Here is a 16,388-nt window from a genome sequence, read left to right on the forward strand (position 1 = left end):
GGCGGGGATGGGGACGCACCCGCACCGGCGCCGCTTCTACCTGGTCTGCTACGACATCGCTGATGACGACCGCCGTGAAGAGGTCTCCGACCTGCTGTCGGGCTATGGTCCGCGCGTGCAGTACAGCGTGTTCGAGGCCGCGGTGACCGGGCCGGAGGCCTACGACGAACTCACCCGGTGCCTGCGCGGGCTGATCGAGCAGGACGAGGACCAGGTCCGCATCTACCCGCTGCGGGTCCCCGACCTGGACAAGGTCACCGTTCTGGGCAACAGGCGGCTGGAGGAGCGCGATGACTTCTGGATCCTGTGAGCGGGTGTGTACAGCCATGCCCGGGGACCGGTCGAAGAGCATGATCGCGTGCACGGCGTCGTCGTAGCTCAAGAAGCCGAAACACTGCAATATGGTGTGCGTCACCATGGTTGTCGGTGTCGGGCAGGTGGTGCCGTGCAATCGGACATCGTCAGCGCAGGTCAGATGCCGTAGAATCCGGCAAGAGGTCCGCAGGACGTCAAAGCCCGAAGGGCATAAGAACTATCACGCAGTACAGCAGCCGCAGAAGATCAGCGGTCCGCAGGACGTCAAAGCCCGAAGGGCATAAGAACCCGACAGGACGACGGAGCGGCGTGCCGTCAGCTTGGTCCGCAGGACGTCAAAGCCCGAAGGGAATAAGAACCCGATGAACACGATACGTCGGTAGCGGTTCGCCACGGTCCGCAGGACGTCAAAGCCCGAAGGGCATAAGAACATCCGGTTGGCGTAGCGCAACTTCTTCTTGACGCGGTCCGAAGGATGTCAAAGCCCGAAGAGTGGAGGATGTTTGGGGCGGGGAACGCGCTGTGAGGCGATGAGGCCGCCCTGGATGTCGTCGGGCGGCCTGCTGAATTTCTTCGCGGCGTAGCTGATTAGTGATCTCCCGCTTACGCTACGGAATCCACCTGGTGGAAGCCGATGCGCACCCCGTCCGAGGTGGCGCGCAGGTCGGTGGTGTCGCCGTCCACTTCGGCCAGGTCGAAGAAGGAGGCGCCGAAACCGTCCACGGTCCCGGTCACGGTGTTCCCGGTGTCCAGGGTGAGGGTGATGGTGTGGCCGTTTGCGGCGGTGATGGTGTCGTGGCTTCGCCGATGGTCATCTGGGCCTCCTGGCTTTCGCTGTTGCGGCAGCCAGGAGCTTGCCTCACCCCGGCGTGCTGAGCGACTCCGGAAAGAGATCTTTGAGCAGGAGAAACATGCTCTCTCCGGACTGGCATTGAGACCCCAAGGGCCCGGGAGCCGAGGTGTCTCGCCGGCCGGGCCAGGGCGGCGGGGAAGGCCGGCGAGTCCGCCGCGGGGTCGCCCCCCGGTTTCGGGGGCGGCCCTCATGCCCGCGTGTGTTCGGCAGGAGCCTGAATGCCCGCCAACGTGGTGTGCAGGCTGGCCACCACTGGTCCGAGCCGTAGCCGCCGGGCGTGTTGCAGGGCGTCTTCGGCGATGCCTCGGGCCTCGCCGCTTCGGCCGAGGCTGACCAGTGCGCCGGCGCGGACGGCCAGGGCGGCGAGCATCTCGGCGCGATCGCCGAGCCGGGCGAAGAACCCGACCGCTGGGCCGGCGGACTCCAGGGCCTCTCGGGGGTGGCCGTTGGCGGCCTGCGCCTGGCCCAGCAGGCGCAGGGCCAGGTGCTGCTGGCGCTCGTCGTCCAACTCCGCGAGTGCGCTGTGGGCGCGGCGCAGGCGGCGCAGCGCGGTGGCGTGGTCGCCTCGCTGAGCGGCTGCCTGCCCGCGCAGCCGCAGCCCGATAGCGGTCTCCCGCTCGGCCCCGGCCTGCTCGGCCGCGTGCTGGAGGCGGTCGGCGGCCTGCCCTGCGGACTCCCCGTTCGCGGTCTCGGCCTCGGCGGCCAGGGCGAGCATCGCCAGCTCGATGCGCCCATCGCCCAGCGCCTGGGCGGCGGCCAGCCCGTCTTCGGCCGCCTGTCCCAGCTCGGCGGCAAGGCCGGTGCGGTGCAGGTGCGGCCCCACCGCGCCGGCCAGGCGCCACACCGCCGCATGGTCGCCCTGGGCCGACAGGGCGCGGCCCAGCTCGACCAGGGCGCGGGCGTGGTGCTGCATCCAGTTCCAGGCGGCATCGTGGTCGATGCGGCCGGTGGGCCCGCCCCGGCCCGGCGCGGTGGCCCACGCGCACAGCTCGGCGGTGCGCAGGAACCGCCGGGCCAGCCGGGACCGGGACGCCTCCCGTGCCGGTTTCGGGAGCATCCCGGCGGCGCGGGCGCGCAGGTCAGGCGGGACCATGACCTCCTGCCCCCTCATCCGAAGCAGCCCCATGGTCCTCAGCTCCTGCAGGAGCAGCGAGCGGCGGGCACGGCTGGTGTCCAGGAGCAGGGAGCTGACCGCGGGCGGGACCCACCCGGGGTAGAGGGCCAGGAGCCCCAGTGCGGTGCGGAGGTCGTCCTCCAAGTGCTCCATCCGGTCCGTGCTCACCGCACCTCCCGTGCGAGCTGGTCGGCCACCCGGTCGGCGTCGGGCGAGCCGAGACCGGCCAGGATCTTGTGGGCCTCTTCCAGGTGCCGGCACCGGGGCTCTGTCTCGCCGCGGGCGCCGGCGATCTCGGCGAGGGCTTGCAGGGCCTGGGCCTGCTGGGGGAGGCGGCCGTGGGTGCGGGCCGAGGCCAGGGCCAGGAAGGCGCCCTCGGCGCCCTGGTGGATGCGGCCGGTGGCGATCAGCGCGGGCACGCGGCCGATGAGTACCTGGGCCTGCTGGTAGGTGTCGCCGTGCTCGGTGAAGGTGTCCAGGGCCTCGGTGAATCCGCGCAGGGCCTGGTGGTGGCGCCCGAGCGCGGTGAGGATCCGGGCCTGGGAGCAGAGTTGGAGTGCGCGTGTGTGCTGGTTGCCGAGTTCGGTGTGCAGGTCGAGGGCCTCGGCGGCGTGCGGAAGAGCCTCGGCGGGGTGCCCGGCGGCGGTGAGAGCCTCGGCCAGCACCCCCAGCGCTGTGGCGGCGCCCTGGGTGTGGTCGGTGGTGCGCCAGTGCTCCAGGGCCGCGCGGGCCGCTTCGGCGGCCTGGTCCCACTGGTGGGCGGCCGTGTGCCGCTGGGCCTGGAGCAGCCGGATGTAGGCCGCCGCGTCCGCATCGCCAAGGACGTTCGCCGAGTGCGTGGCGAGCGCAAGGATCTCCTCCCAGGCCCGCACCGGCATTGCCTGTAGGAACCATGCGGTGCAGGTGTCGGCGAACTCCACCACCGCCCGGTGGCGTCCGGTGCGGCCGGCCAGCCGCACCAGCGCCCGCACCGTCTCCCCCTCACCCGCCCACCAGGCAAGGACCGGCTCCGGATCCGCCCCGGTGGGCTCGGCGCGATCGAAGACCTCGCTCGCCCAGCGCCACCGCCACGGGTCGAGGTCGGCGTCGGCAGCGGCCGTAGCCAGAAGGTAGGCCTGTAGGAGCCGGTCGGTGGCGGCGTCGGCTTCGACCTGGGCCAGGTCGCCCGCGCGTTCGCGCGCCAGGCGGTGTGCGTCGGGGCCCATCCGCCACACCCCGGGGCCGTCCGGTCCCAGCAGGCGGGCATCGGCAAGGTGGTCGATGGTCCGGTGGGCGCCGGTGTCGTCGGTTCCGGCCAGGGCGCGCACCGCGGGCAGGGAGTAGCGGGGCAGCGGGTGCAGCCCCAGGCGGGCGAAGGCGGTCCGCGCGCCTTCGGGCAGCCGCTCGGCGGTGGTCTGAAGCTCGTCGTGCAAAGGATCCTCCAGGGGGCAGGGGTGAGTGTTCCTTGGCGGGTTGTGGGGGCTGGTGGGAAGAGCCGTCGGTCGTCGCGGCGGGGGGCTATGGATCGTTGAAGCCCAGGGCCTGCTCGGCTGAGTCGTCGTCTCCGCCGGCCCAGTAGGCATAGGCCAGTGAGTTCCGGCACCTGTCGGCCGAGGCGGCGCAGTTCCTGCGTTCGGCTGCCCTGAGGCCGGCGGTGGCCAGGTGGGCGGCGTCCTGCCAGCGGCCCGCCACGGTTAAGTAGTGGGCCCACTCCTCGGCGGCCTCGATGACGATCCGCCGGAAATGCTCCTCGTCGGCGATGGCCGGGGCGCACCGCAGCAGCGCGTCGGCGTGGGGGCGGGCATCGAACCAGTCGAGCGCTTCGGCGAAGGCGCGCCCCGCCTCGTCGGGATCGCCCCTGCCCCAGGCCTGCTCCACGGCGGCGTTGTGCTCCAGGGCGCACCCGTTGAGGTGGTCGGCGACCCGTGCGAGCCCGGAGAGCAGGTCGGCCAGGTCCAGGGGACGCACGGGGCGGCGGCCTGCCGGCTTCCACACCCCGTGGCGGGTGCGGCGCATGCTCCCGGCCTGTTCCAGCCCGGCGAGCAGGCGGGCGGCCTCAGTGTCGGAGTGGTCGAGCAGGGCGGCCGCCATGGCCACGGTCAGGGGCGGAACCATCGGGTGGCACAGCAGCGCGGTGTCGCGGTCGGTGGCTGCGCTCATGGGGCGGTCGCGTTCTCGTGCAGGAGGTGGGCACGGTGGGGCCAGTGGGGAGTGTCGGGGAGGCCGCCGGTTCTCACCGCGGACATCGCACCCAGGAGCTGGTCGGTGAAGCCGTGGATCCATTCCGCACACGGGGTGCGGGGATCGAGCAGGGGGAACTCGCGCAGCGCGCTGCGCGCGAGCACTTCGAGCACGGGAAGGCTCGCGGGCTCGGCGGGAAGGTGCAGGGCGGTGCCGGCGCGGTCCAGGTGCAGCACGGCCGCGCGGCCGTGCCCGCTCCACCGCAGGGCTGCGGGATCAAGGCAGTCAGGGGTCATTGGAGGGGTCCTTCGTGGGGTGTGGGGAAGGGGCCCGCCCCTCGGGGAAGAGAGAAAGGGGCGGGAGTCTTGGTGCTCAGCGCTGGTCGAGTCCGGCGAGCGCTTCGCGCAGCTCCTCGGCCTCGGGGCGCATGTGGGCCGCTTCGGCCAGCTCCAGCGCTGAGCGCAGGTGCTCGCCCGCTGAGGCGTCGTGCTGTGCGTGGGCGGCGCGGCCCAGTTCGCGGTGCGCGGCCACGAGCTGGTGGACGTGCCCGGTCTCCTCGGCGATGCCCAGCGCCTGCTGTGCGGCCCGGCGTGCCTGGTCGGGCTGTTCAAGGTCGAGGTGCGCCTGGGCGGTCCCGATGAGGACGTGGGCTTGCTGGGTGGTGTCACCCGCCTCCTCCACGGCGGCCAGCGCCAGGCCGTAGGCATCGACGGCGGCTTCGGCACGGCCGTCGGCTGCCAGGGCTTCGCCGAGGAACCTTCGCTGCACGCCGAGTTCGCGGGTGCTTCCGGGGGCGGCCTGGCACAGGGAGACCGCCTCCTGGCAGCACTCCACCGCCGCCCCGGTGAGCCCCAGCTCGCGCAGCGCCGAGCCCAGGTTCTGCCAGGCACTCGCCTCAGCGAGTCGGCTATCGGCCTCGTGCGCGTATCCCAGGGCGCGGCGGGCGGCATCGGCCGCCGCATCGAAGTCGCCCCTGGCCATGAGCCGGACGTGGTCCATCAGCGCCACGGCCGCCTGCGGCCCCGGCGAGCCCAGCGCGTTGGCCGAGGCCGCCCCCACCGAGCAGGCCAGCTCCCACAGGCGGACCGGGCGGCGGGCGTGCAGCCAGGTCTTGAGTGCCTCGGCGATCGCGCACACCTGGGCGTGCAGCCCGGCCTCGTGCGCGGCCCTCAGGACCCCCTCCACGAGGGCTTCGTTCTCGTCGAACCAGGACAGCCCCTCGTCCCTGCCGTGGAATAGGCCGGTGGGGACCTGCACGGTGCCGGCGCACAGCCGCAGGGTGCGGTGGGGGTTGGCGGCGGTGTCGGCCGCGGTGGCCGTGGAGGCCGTCCACTCGGCCAGACGGGCCAAAGCCGCCCCGGCGGCGCCCGGGGCCAGCTCGCCGGCGGCGCGCCTCGCGCACGCGGCCACCGGCTCTGGCATCCGCCACGAGGCGGTGGGGCCGGGTTCGACCAGGTGCGCGGCGGCCAGAACCTCCAGGTGCTGGTGCGCCAGGTCCTCGCGGGTCCCGGCGAGCGCCGCGGCATCGGCGGCCCCGATGCGCGAGCGCGCGGCCGGGTGCACCCCAAGCAGCGCGAAGAGTGCGCGGGCTCCGTCCGGGAGGGCCTGGACGGTCTCGGTGATCCTCTCGGCCATGGCGGCCTCCTCGGTCTCGGTCAGGAAGCGGAACGTGCGAGGCGGGGCGATCTGGAAGGCGTCGGCGGGGCGCAGCAGCAGCCGCCCGGCCACGGCCGCCACGGCCAGCGGCATCCCGGCGCACCCGGCCACCAGGGACAGGTCGGCGGGTGCGCGGCCGTGGAGCAGGCGGCCGAGCAGCTCGGCTGCGTGCCGGGCCGACAGCGGGCCCAGGCGCACCTGGGCCGCGCCGTCCAGGGCCAGGTCGGGCAGGTGGAGGCGGGAGGTGGCCAGCAGAAGGCACTGTCGGCCGGAGGGGATGAGCGGGCGGAGCTGGCGGGCGCTGGTCGCGCCGTCCGCGACGACGAGGAGGCGCCGGTCGGCGGCGGCCGTCCTCCACACCGCGGCCCGCTCCGCCGCCGAGGCGGGAAGGGCCGATCCGGGGATTCCAAGGGCGCGCAGTGCCGCCCCCAGCACGTCGCCCGGCGGGGCCGGGCGCGCGGTCCCGCCGAGGTCCGCGAAGACCTGCCCGTCCGGGTAGGAGCCTTGGATGCGGTGGGCGAACTCGACGGCCGTCGCGGTCTTGCCCACCCCGCCCAGTCCCGTGAGCAGCAGCACCGGCACCTCCGAGCGGGGGCGGGCGTGCAACTCCTCCAGCCGGTCGAGCACCTCGGTCCGGTTCACCAGGACCGGTGGGCGCCGGGGGAGCTGGCGCGGCACCACAGGCCCGGTTGTGGGGGCGGTGGTGATGGTGACCGGACCGTTGATGCTCCCGGCCTGCACGGCGATGCCGTCCACCGGTCCGACGTCGTTGCTCATAGGGGCCTCAAGGAAAAGGGGGGACGGGGGCTTCACTGGGCGGATGCGTGGGCGGGCCGGGCCGCGTCGAGGGGGTCGGTGAGGCGGCTCAGGTGGCCGAGGATCTGCACCGCCGCGGATTCCAGGTCAGAGGGGTCACGGCCGGGGTCTCCGGTGTCGATGTAGGCCCACCCCTGGCGGGTCGGGTACCGCACGAGCGGCGGGCAGGCGACCACGACCAGGTACGGCTCGTCGAAGAGGATGAGCGCGCCCTCGGGGCGGGGCTCGGCCACGATCCGGCAACGGGCTCCATGCCGCACCAGGTGCCGGTGCAGAGCGCGGATCAGGTCGGCGGCGCACATCGCAAGCTCCGTCGGGTGGTGGTGCCCGCCCGAACCCGGGACGGGTCGGTGGCGGTCGACCGGGGCCGGGCGGGAGCGTGGGCGGCCCGGGGCCCCTCACCCCCGGGCCGGGGCGCGGCGTCCCCCAACGCCGCGCCGCCTTCCTCCACCACCGCGCGTTGGGTGCCGGCGGCGAAGGTGTCCAAAGGCCACTGCTCCGCAGTGACTGCGGGAGCCTGGGGGTGAAGCGCCAGCCAGGTGCGGACGAGGGCGGTGAGCTCGGCCCACTGCCCACCCAGGGGGCGGTTACAGGGACGGATGTTCCGCTCGATCCACGCCGAGCACGGTCCCGGGACACTCATCGCCGAGGACTCCGCAGGTACGCCTGCACGCCGGACAGGAAGCGGTACCGGCGGATGCACCGCCCGCCCCGGAAGAGCCGGTACTCGTTCCCGGTAGGAACCGGCAGGCGGGTGAGCCGCAGCCCCGCCCGCTCGGCTCGCTGCGCCGCCTCGGTGAACGCCTCGTCCAGCAGCGGCTCGTTCACGCCACACCTCCGGCCGGAGCGGCGTTCCCCTGCGCCCGCAGGTCCTTTTCGGATCGCTCTACGCGCACCAGGGCCGCGGCGGCGACGGGGGACTCGGCCTTGATGGTGTCCTGCAGGCCGGCGGCCCGCTCCTCCTCGGTGAGGGGAATAGCGCGGGTGGCCACGAAGGCACGGTAGTCGGGGGCGCTGGGGTCGTGGTCCAGGTTCCATCCCGGGTGGTCGAGCTTGAACCGGCGGCAGATCGTGTAGATGCCGCCGGGTTCGTCCGAAGGGCTGCCCTGACAGGTCGGGTTGGGGGTAGATTCCAAGGCTTCTCACCTCGTGTGCAGGTGGGTCCGTGCCCCCGGGTGGTCGCCGTCACCGCGGGGGTTCCGTGTGTTACGACGATGGCGCTTCCGTTCCTACAGCGTCTATGAATGCTCCCTTAAAGCAAACTTCTGAAAGCGGTAGGGGTTTACAGTGCTTGAGAAGTGCTACATAGTTTTCCCATGGTTCTATCCCCCCAACTGGCGCGGAAGCGCTTCGGTAACGAAGTTCGCCGGCAACGCGATCTAGCTGGGATAACGCAGACACAGCTTGGTCGGAGGGCGAACCTCTCGCAGGCGTTCATCGGAGCCATTGAGCGCGGAGAGAAGGCTCCGAAACGAGACAAAGTGGTCTTGGTAGACGCGGCCCTTAACACCAAAGAGTCGCTGCTGTCGCTATGGGACTCCCTCTTCAGTCCGAATGGGCTGAGTGCTTACTACCGAGACATCGCGGTTCTAGAGCGCGAGGCGTCGGAGATCCGTGAGTACCGCTTGTGCGCTCTTCCAGGGCTTCTGCAGACAGAGGAGTACGCTCGCGCGTTCATCCGCGTTGGCCGCCCGGCGGCATCAAGCGAGCAGGTCGAGGAGGCTGTCAGGGCCCGCATCGGACGCCAGAGTGTTCTGGACGCGGAGAAGTCCCATACGATCTATGCCCTCGTCCTGGACGAGGCGGTGCTGCGCCACGTCGTCGGCGATCCTGAGATCATGGCCCGGCAGCTCGAACGCCTCCTGGCGGTAGCCCGACAGCCCAACGTCTCAGTGCAGGTCATACCCTACGGAACGCGCAACCACCCAGGGCTCGACGGTTCGTTCCTCCTTATCACGGTGCCCGAGAGGGGCCAGGTGGTATACACCGAGACGCGCGCGTCAGGAACACCTGTGGAGGACAGCGCAACGACCAACGACTACGCCCGCGTCTTTGGAGATCTGCGAGGTGCAGCACTACCCGGTGAGGCATCGCAGGACTACATCCGGAAGATCATGGAAGAGTACGCCAGATGATGAAGAACTCCTGGACCAAGTCCAGCTACAGCACCGGCGGCGGTGGGAACTGCGTGGAGTGCCGTTCCGTGGGGGAGACGGCGCAGGTCCGCGACTCCAAGAACCCCAGCGGTGACCAGCTGGAATTCCCCGCAAGTGTTTGGTGGTCTTTCCTGAGCGCCCTCAAGGAGCGGGAGCTCTAGACCACCACGCCTTCACCTCTTGGGTACAGGCTCGGCCCCACACCCGCGGACCTGGTGTGGGGCCGATGCTGCAGACGCGACGTTACCCCTCACTGCCAGAGGAGTCAGCCCAACGTGCGACCAGACCAGGCCATTCACGTCAGAGGGCGTCGTGCCTGCCCGGTATTACCGCCTTCCCCTAGGCGTTCCTCCCTCTCCCGCTTCGGATGCCGCTTCACCGGCTCCAGTCCAGGTACAGCACGCTCTGGTGCTTGTCGATCCGCCGCCCTTGGGCGGAAGGCGCGTCCACGGTGCTTTTGGCCACCGTCGCGGTGAGCCAGTCGCCGCGATCGCGGCCCCAGGCCCGGATGTTCTCGACAAGGCGTGCGCACAGCTCCTGGGCGGCCGGGCCGTGGCCGATCGCTCCGAGCTCGGTGCGCTTGCCCTCCTGAGGGGCGTCGAGTGGCCGGTGGGCGAGGTAGGCCAGTGAGGCCCCCTCGGCCAGGGCGGGGGTGAGCATGGGGATGACCGGTTCGGCCCGCCCGCTGTCCACGGCCTCGGATGTGGCGGTGATGCGGCAGGTTCCGGCGTCGTGGACGGCCAGGCGCCCCCAGATCCCGTGCAGGGGCTCGGAGTCGATCTGCGTTCCGGACCAGGCCTCACTGCGCGGAGTCTCCAGCACGCCCTTGAGTTTCTCGGCGGTGATGCCCTGGTCGTCGTCGCACCGCAGGGTGACTCCGCCGCCGAGGTCGATGTCGATCTCGCCGTCGTCGTTGCGCATGGCGATGAACCCGCAGAGCTGCACGTCGCGACTGCGCATCGCCCCGTTGCTCTCCTCCTCCAGGGCGAAGGAGCGGGTGGTGCCGCGGAACCGCAGCGGCACCACCAGCACGCCGCCCTCGGCGAGCTGGTCGAACCACGCCCCCGGGATGTCCCAGCTTCCGGCGGTCACGATGATGCGGTCGAACGGAGCCGTATCGGGCGCCCCCTCCTCGCCGTCGCCCTCCACCAGGCGCACGCCCTCGATCCCGGCCCGCTCCAGGGCCTTGCGGCTGTGGGCCACGGCGTCGTGATCGATGTCGATCGTGGTCACGCGGGCGCCCATCGCGGTGAGCAGGGCGGCGTTGTAGCCGGTGCCGGCCCCGATTTCGAGGACGCGCGCGCCGGGCTGCACGTCGAGCTGGTCCAGCATCATCGCGACGATGGTCGAGGTCGACGCCGAACTCAGGCACTCCCCGTCCGGACCGAGCTTGGTGGGCACGTTCTTGTCGGCGTAGGCCTCTCCCAGGTCGGCGTCGGGGAGGAACAGGTGGCGCTCGATGGTGCGCAGCGCCTCCTCCACCCCGGGGCCGGTGGCCCATCCGCCCTCGCGGATCCGGTCGACGAGTCGCTGCCGCATCTGGGCGGCGCTTTCGGTAGAAGCCAACTCTCTCCTCATTCTCCTTGGTCGCTGACGGTCGGCTAAGCGGTGAGCAGGCAGGCGTCCCACGCACTGTTCCGGGTGGTAGAGCAGAGCGTGAGCGCCTTGCCAGAGGAGCCCTCCAACAGCCCGGAGCCGGTGCAGGAACCGGTGCGGACCCGGCCTTCCAGGTCGGGCAGGAGGGCGGTGAGTCTGGTCGCGGGGGCGTCCTGGGCGGCGCGCCGCAGGACCTGCAGGAGCCCGGCCCGCCCGTGGCACAGGGAGCCGTCCAAGTGGTCGATGCCGTCGGTGGCGAGCGCGCAGGCCACGAGTGCGTCCTCGGCGCAGCGGCGGCCCGCCTCGTCGCCGGTGGCGATCGCGGCGATCTGGCGGGCGCGGGCCTGCCCGGCTGCCCCGTAGCACCAGGACAGCGGTTTCGGGTTCGCCTCGGTCCCGCCCCCGGCGCCGTACTGGGCTCGCCCCACCCACCGCGGCCACCCCTCGGGGCCGGTTCCCGGCGTGCGCCAGGTGTCGGCGAAGCCGGTGATCCTGCCGATCGCTTCCCGCGCGTGTGGGATGTGCACGCCCCGGCGCAGGGCGGTCCCCAACAGGGCGAGGGGGCCGCAGATCCCGTGGGCCAGGCCGAGGTTGCCGTGCCCGCCGGGGTAGTGATCGGCGGGGTGGCCGGAGGGGGCGTCGAGGGTCCACCATCCGGGCACCTCTTCGCCTGCGTGGCGCACCGGTTCGGTCAGGCGCAGCAGGTAGTTCAGGACGGCCGTTGTGGCCGCCCCGGTCGGGCGGCGCGCCAGCAGCAGGGCGCCGATCCCGGTCAACCCGGCGATCAGGTCGTATTCGCGCATGCGGGGCAGCAGGCCGGCGTCGATGCGGTCGTGGGCATCCCCGACCCGGCGCAGCGCCAGCTCCTCCACGGCCTCCTCCACTCCTGCGGGCACCGGGGCCCCGGCGGTGTGCAGGACGAAGGCCAGCGCGGGCGCCCCGCAGAACAGCCCCGCCTCGGGGTGGCGGGACACGGGCGACCGGGTGGCGGCCGCCAGCCAGGCCTGCGCCGTCTTCCTGTCGCCGCACAGCAGGTGGAAGAGGGCGGGACCGAGGGCGCCTGCAGCCAGCGACTGGCCCCACGCCGGAGCCGGATCCTGCTCAGGGGGCGCGCTCAGGACGTCGGCCTCGTCCTGCGTCAGCCCCCTCATCGACCCTCCTGGTGGCGCGCGGCCCGGGACAGGGCGGCCTGGCGGGCGGTGCGGGGCCTGGGCGCGCGGATCGTGCGGCCGGTCGATGAACCACCGCGTTCCGGCCTCGGCGCTGCCGCAGAGCCCTTCGGCCAGGCGGATCATCCCCGCCGCCGCCATGGCCCGCAGATCACCCCCGCCCTCGGTGCGCAGGCGGGCCGCCACGGCCGCCGAGTCGGCGGCGAACACCTTCTCGGCCGCCTGCAGGAGCGGGCCCTGGCCGTACCGGCCGATCTCGGGGAAATAGGTGTCGAAGGCGAGCCGGGTCGCCACACCCTGCGAGCGCAGCCCTTCGGCCCAGGCGCCCAGGACGCCGGCGAACCTGCCCGCCTGCTCTGGGCCGTCGACGCGCAGGCGCAGCCGCACATGGTCGGGATCGCCCGGGGCCCGGAAGCGGATGAACCACCACTCCGGACCTCCGAGGTCGTCGAGAAGGCGGGGGAGGTGGTCGGCGATGATGTCGCGGTGCCGCTCGGGGTGGGCGTAGACCTTGGCGTACAACCACCCGCCCCCAGGGCCCGCTGGGAGGTGCCCGCGCTCGCGGTCGGTCGTGGCCGGCACCGGCGTGCCGTCCAGGGGCGAAGGCGACGGCGCTTTGGTGCCCACCAGCGGGATGATGACCTCGTGGGCGTGGCCGCCCACCCATCCGGTGTCCTCTTGTTCGTGGGTCTCGGTGAGCAGCGCGTTGCCGTGGCGCTCCACCCTCCTGCGCATCAGGTCGGCGTGAGCGGGCCGGTCCAGGTCCACCCGGAGCGCCTGGTCGCCCTCGGCCAGCTCCACCAGACGGGGGAGGCCCCAGGTGCGCCGCCACACCTCCAGCGCTGCCGCCCAGTCGGACCACGGCGCACCGGGGGCGGGCAGGTCGGCGGACTCCAGGCGCCAGCGCGCCGGGGACAGCATCGCCCGGCCATAGCGCACGCGGGGAAGGAAAGGCAGGCGGCGAGCCTGCCCCCACTCGAACCGGGTCAGCTGCGCCGAGCACCCCCACGGCAGGTTCGCCAGGAACCTGGCCAGCGGCGGCGCCTGAACGTCCAAGGCGACCCCGTGAAGGACCTGCGGCTCGATGACACGGCCGGTCGGGGGGTGCACCAGGTGCAGTCGGCGTTCGTCGGCCAGCACCGCCAGCTCCCCCGGCTCGATCACACCGTGCCGGTTCAGGTCCGGGTGTGCCCCCACGGGGATGATGTGGTCACAGAACCGAGGGGTGCGCGCGACGTTGGCGGCGCCGGCTGAGAGCGGGTGGAACAGCACTTGCGCACCCACCGCCCCCTCCACCGCGGGTGGGAGGTCGCCGAGCAGGCGGGCCAGGTCCGAATCAGGGGCGGTGAAGCGGCCGGTCATCGTGCCGATGGCGCGGCTGGGGCGCACCCGAACGGTGAACTCGCCGCTCTCGATCGCCTCCATCGAGGACGCGCGCACCTGGGCGGCGATCTCCAGGTGCGGCGGCGGGGCCGCGACCGGTCCTCCCACCGCCAGGTCCTCGACCGCTGCATCGTCCAGGACCACCTCCCTGTCCCCGCGGGCCACGGCGCGCTGGGCCAGCGAGAGAAGGCGCTCCTCGCGCTCGGGCGGATCCGAGGCCGGCACCGGCCGAAGGCTGCCGGGGTAGCCCGCCGGCATCCCGATTCCGCTGTCCGGGTGCACCAGGTCGGCCAGCGGAACCAGGACCCCGGAGCCGTAGCGGTGCATGAACTGCTCGTAGAAGTCGCGCCAGACCGGGTGCCCGCGCGGTTGGGGAGAAAGGCGCAGCAGCGCCCCGGCTGCGGCCTCGGCCTCTTCGGCCACCCGCCGGGGAATGCGCACATCGCAGTCCAAGCCCAAGTCCAGCACCAGCGCCCCGGAGGTGGAGGCGGCGTGCGCTCCGGCCTGTTCGACGGTGTGCTCTCCGGCCACCTCCATCACCGCGCGCAGCGCACCGCCCTGCCCTGGAGTGCCCTCGCCGTGATCAGCGCGTTCGGCCACGGCGAGGGCCTGAGTCGCAGGTCCGGCGCCGACGACCGAGGGGCGAAGAGCCGAGGCCAGGAAACCGGCCTCCAAGAGGCCCGCGACCAGCTTGCGCACCGCAGCGGACGGGGCGCCGCCGAGAACCACGCAGACCCGTTCGACCAGATCATCGACCGTGAGGGGAACGGCCGCTTCGGCGAGTACGGCCCGCACCGGGGCGGTGGCGTCGACCTCCACACGCGACTCGCCCGCCTGGCGCGCGAGCCGAGCACCGCGCGCGTGCACGGTGTTGTCCGCCACCACCGCCACCGTGCCCAGCAGGTCCGGGCGCGATTCCAGCTCGCGGGCGGCGCGGGAGCACCAAGCCGCATCGGGCCGCACCACTACGCGGTGGTCGTCGCCCCAGGCGGCCTTCGCCTCCCCGGAGGCGGCGAAGGCGGCGGTGGCCCATCCGGCGAACAGCCCGAACGGGGTCGGCCGGTTGTGGGCCCGCAGCAGGTAGCGCACCAGCGAAGTCACCGCCTTGCGGGCCCGCTTTTCGGAAAGGCGGCCGGACACCAACGCGTCCAGTGCACCTGCCAAGGAAGGAGAAGCGGCACGTACACCGGGCGCCGCGGGATGGTGCGGCCACACCCCAGCCGACCACGCGCGCAGCTCACCGGCGTCGCCGCAGGGAAGATCGGGCCACGAACACGGCGCCAGCGATTCAGGGGCGCGGGCAGCCCGCAGCAGCACCGGACCGGCATGGACGAAGGACGAAGGCACGGCCCACCTCACAACCGTAGGAACAGGAAGAACCCCGCAGGTGTGGGCCGCCCCGACGGGCGGCCCACACCTGCGGCGTCACCCGTTGCTGTTGGCGCACGCGCTCTCACAGGTCTGACCGCACCCATCAGAGGTGTCGCAGGGCACCAGACCGTCCGGCGGGACCGCCTCGGCGACCAGCCGGACGTTCAGCTCGAACCCCTCACCCCACACATCGGCGGCGGACAGGGGCGGGGCCGGGTCACCGGCGGCACGAGAAACAACGGAGGGGGAGGGCGCGACAGCCATCGAGGCTCCTTCCGACACGGGGGTAGGCAACGCCCCCGGCAGCGGGAAAACGGCAACACGGCCGCCCTCTGCTCACTCTCCAGGGGCGCCGACCACCGTAGAGCGACGGCTTTCGCGAAGACCGGAAAGTTTCTCGGAGTTTCTCCAGGGGGCGGGCCGAGTTCGTCCGGGTTCTCAGTACGGGCCCAGTGCCGAGCGCGCTGCGGCGATCAGCCGGTGCGCCCGGTGCCCGTAGACGGCCACCTCGGCGAAGGAATCCCAGGCGCGCTCGTACACCTCGATGTCCGCGGAATCCTCCAGCCACAGCTCCGCGTTCAGGTTCTCCACCGTCACCAGACGCTCGTCATAGATCCAGAACCCGTGGGCGATCGGGATCGGCAACTGGGCAGAGAAGGGCACGATGCCCAGCTCGACCGTGTCCAGCCCGAGCAGCCCGGTCAGGCGGTCGAGCTGGCCCGCCATCACCTCCGGCGGGCAGATCCGCATGTACAGGGCCGCTTCCCACAGCACGAAGCGGAACCGCCGCCCCGGCTCGTACAACAGCTCCTGGCGGCGGATACGCGCCCGCACCGCCTCGTCAGTGTCGCGCGGGGAGCGGTGGAAGGCCGAACCGGCAGCGAACATGCACCGCGCGTACTCGGCCGTCTGGAACAAGCCCGGGATGCACGAGTCCTGGAAACCGCGAAAGACCAGAGTGCGCTGCGATTCGGCAAGCCCGGCCTCCTGGCGCGCCCGGTGGCCGCTGGCCAACTGGCGCCGCCAGGTCCGGTAGCGCGTCTCCATCGTGCGCAGCAGGGAGACCAGCTCACCAGCCGCCTCGGAACAGCCGCACGCGTTCGCCCAGGCCTCCAGATCGGCCTGGGCGGCGGTCTGGCGCCCGTTCTCCAACTTGGAGACCTTCGAATGCGCCCACCCGAGCGAGGCCGCAAGCTCCCGCCCGGTCAGCCCGCTCTCGGTGCGCAGCTCCCGCAGCCGCGTCCCGAGAGCGAGCCGGGCCTGCTGGAAATCGGTGCTCACCGGGGCAGGAACGCCTCCGCCGGTCGGGCGTAGTGCCAGGCCGCATCGCGGATCTGGCACCCGCGCAGCACCAGCTCCGCATCCTCGCGTAGCTCCATCCCGAGTGAGCGGTCCCCGTCGAATGAGAAGACGCCGATCGTTCGGGAGTCGAAGAGCCAGAAGTCGAAGTGCGGCCCATGGGGGAGCAGACCCTGTTCGGCGCGGGGAAGGTAGCGGATGTCCTCGCCCGCGTCGATGTTGTCGGTGACCTCGGAGAGCATCCAGCGCTGGTAGTCCGTGGGCGGGTCGTCGATGATCCGCACCCGCTCGACCCGCTTGCCCTCGCCTTCGAGCTTGCGCATGGCCACCAGCCACGGCCGGTCGAGGTCGGGCTCGGGTTCCTCTCCTTGCAGCCACGCCTGGAACTCCGCGGTTTCGGAGGGCACCCCGTAGGTGCCGCGGGTCTCCAGGCGCCAGGCGGTGTGGGCGAAGCCCTCGGTGAAGAACTCGGTGATGGCGGGGCCGGTCAGGCGGGCCAC

At 72.3% G+C, this 16,388-nt stretch carries 17 protein-coding genes; 3 read left to right on the top strand and 14 right to left on the bottom strand.

Going from position 1 to position 16,388, the window contains the following annotated elements; all coding sequences use genetic code 11:
* The first annotated feature begins 7 nt into the window (after positions 1-7).
* The gene (cas2, locus tag C892_RS0124565) at positions 8-310 is read left to right on the top strand and encodes a CRISPR-associated endonuclease Cas2 (protein ID WP_017559368.1); all 303 of its coding nucleotides are present in this window, start codon (positions 8-10) and stop codon (positions 308-310) included.
* A 608-nt stretch (positions 311-918) separates the two neighbouring features.
* Here cas2 and C892_RS32670 read toward each other — a convergent pair.
* The 9 genes from C892_RS32670 to C892_RS0124610 form a co-directional block, all read right to left on the bottom strand.
* On the bottom strand, positions 919-1,050 hold the full coding sequence (locus C892_RS32670) for a hypothetical protein (RefSeq protein WP_017559369.1): 132 nt from the start codon (positions 1,048-1,050) through the stop codon (positions 919-921).
* A 305-nt stretch (positions 1,051-1,355) separates the two neighbouring features.
* Positions 1,356-2,450 carry a hypothetical protein gene (locus C892_RS0124575; protein ID WP_017559370.1) on the bottom strand — a complete coding sequence of 365 codons (1,095 nt, stop codon included), beginning with the start codon at positions 2,448-2,450 and terminating at the stop codon, positions 1,356-1,358.
* Positions 2,447-3,694, bottom strand: coding sequence for a tetratricopeptide repeat protein (locus C892_RS0124580; RefSeq protein ID WP_017559371.1), 1,248 nt, complete (start codon positions 3,692-3,694; stop codon positions 2,447-2,449). The genes C892_RS0124575 and C892_RS0124580 overlap by 4 nt, the downstream gene beginning before the upstream one ends.
* A gap of 85 nt (positions 3,695-3,779) precedes the next feature.
* The gene (locus C892_RS0124585; protein ID WP_017559372.1) at positions 3,780-4,421 is read right to left on the bottom strand and encodes a hypothetical protein; all 642 of its coding nucleotides are present in this window, start codon (positions 4,419-4,421) and stop codon (positions 3,780-3,782) included.
* Positions 4,418-4,738 carry a hypothetical protein gene (locus C892_RS0124590; RefSeq protein ID WP_051060601.1) on the bottom strand — a complete coding sequence of 107 codons (321 nt, stop codon included), beginning with the start codon at positions 4,736-4,738 and terminating at the stop codon, positions 4,418-4,420. Before C892_RS0124590 ends, C892_RS0124585 begins: the two co-directional genes overlap by 4 nt.
* Before the next feature lie 76 nt (positions 4,739-4,814).
* The gene (locus C892_RS0124595) at positions 4,815-6,875 is read right to left on the bottom strand and encodes a tetratricopeptide repeat protein (RefSeq protein ID WP_017559374.1); all 2,061 of its coding nucleotides are present in this window, start codon (positions 6,873-6,875) and stop codon (positions 4,815-4,817) included.
* A 32-nt stretch (positions 6,876-6,907) separates the two neighbouring features.
* Positions 6,908-7,216, bottom strand: a complete 309-nt coding sequence (locus C892_RS0124600; RefSeq protein ID WP_017559375.1) for a hypothetical protein — start codon at positions 7,214-7,216, stop codon at positions 6,908-6,910.
* Between the two features lie 337 nt (positions 7,217-7,553).
* Positions 7,554-7,742 (bottom strand): hypothetical protein, encoded by a 189-nt coding sequence (locus tag C892_RS0124605; RefSeq protein ID WP_017559376.1) that lies wholly within the window; start codon positions 7,740-7,742, stop codon positions 7,554-7,556.
* The gene (locus C892_RS0124610; RefSeq protein ID WP_017559377.1) at positions 7,739-8,050 is read right to left on the bottom strand and encodes a hypothetical protein; all 312 of its coding nucleotides are present in this window, start codon (positions 8,048-8,050) and stop codon (positions 7,739-7,741) included. Before C892_RS0124610 ends, C892_RS0124605 begins: the two co-directional genes overlap by 4 nt.
* 180 nt (positions 8,051-8,230) lie before the next feature.
* On the opposite strand from C892_RS0124610, the gene C892_RS0124615 reads away from it, so the two are divergent.
* Both C892_RS0124615 and C892_RS0124620 read left to right on the top strand, forming a co-directional pair.
* A complete protein-coding gene (locus C892_RS0124615) occupies positions 8,231-9,049 on the top strand; it encodes a helix-turn-helix domain-containing protein (protein WP_026124611.1) in 819 nt (272 codons plus the stop codon).
* The gene (locus C892_RS0124620) at positions 9,046-9,231 is read left to right on the top strand and encodes a DUF397 domain-containing protein (RefSeq protein WP_017559379.1); all 186 of its coding nucleotides are present in this window, start codon (positions 9,046-9,048) and stop codon (positions 9,229-9,231) included. The genes C892_RS0124615 and C892_RS0124620 overlap by 4 nt, the downstream gene beginning before the upstream one ends.
* Positions 9,232-9,445: 214 nt before the next feature.
* On the opposite strand, the gene fxlM is transcribed toward C892_RS0124620, so the two are convergent.
* The 5 genes from fxlM to C892_RS0124645 all read right to left on the bottom strand — a co-directional run bounded on the left by fxlM (position 9,446) and on the right by C892_RS0124645 (position 16,388).
* Positions 9,446-10,636, bottom strand: a complete 1,191-nt coding sequence (gene fxlM / locus C892_RS29540) for a methyltransferase, FxLD system (protein WP_161632001.1) — start codon at positions 10,634-10,636, stop codon at positions 9,446-9,448.
* Between the two features lie 35 nt (positions 10,637-10,671).
* Positions 10,672-14,577, bottom strand: a complete 3,906-nt coding sequence (locus C892_RS29545; RefSeq protein WP_083934467.1) for a thiopeptide-type bacteriocin biosynthesis protein — start codon at positions 14,575-14,577, stop codon at positions 10,672-10,674.
* A 66-nt stretch (positions 14,578-14,643) separates the two neighbouring features.
* The gene (locus C892_RS0124635) at positions 14,644-14,853 is read right to left on the bottom strand and encodes an FxLD family lanthipeptide (protein ID WP_017559382.1); all 210 of its coding nucleotides are present in this window, start codon (positions 14,851-14,853) and stop codon (positions 14,644-14,646) included.
* Positions 14,854-15,027: 174 nt separating this feature from the next.
* Positions 15,028-15,870, bottom strand: a complete 843-nt coding sequence (locus C892_RS0124640; RefSeq protein WP_017559383.1) for a helix-turn-helix domain-containing protein — start codon at positions 15,868-15,870, stop codon at positions 15,028-15,030.
* A complete protein-coding gene (locus tag C892_RS0124645) occupies positions 15,867-16,388 on the bottom strand; it encodes a DUF6879 family protein (protein WP_017559384.1) in 522 nt (173 codons plus the stop codon). Before C892_RS0124645 ends, C892_RS0124640 begins: the two co-directional genes overlap by 4 nt.

Origin of the sequence: Nocardiopsis baichengensis YIM 90130 (genome assembly GCF_000341205.1) — a bacterium.
GTDB classification, from domain to species: Bacteria; Actinomycetota; Actinomycetes; order Streptosporangiales; family Streptosporangiaceae; genus Nocardiopsis_A; species Nocardiopsis_A halophila.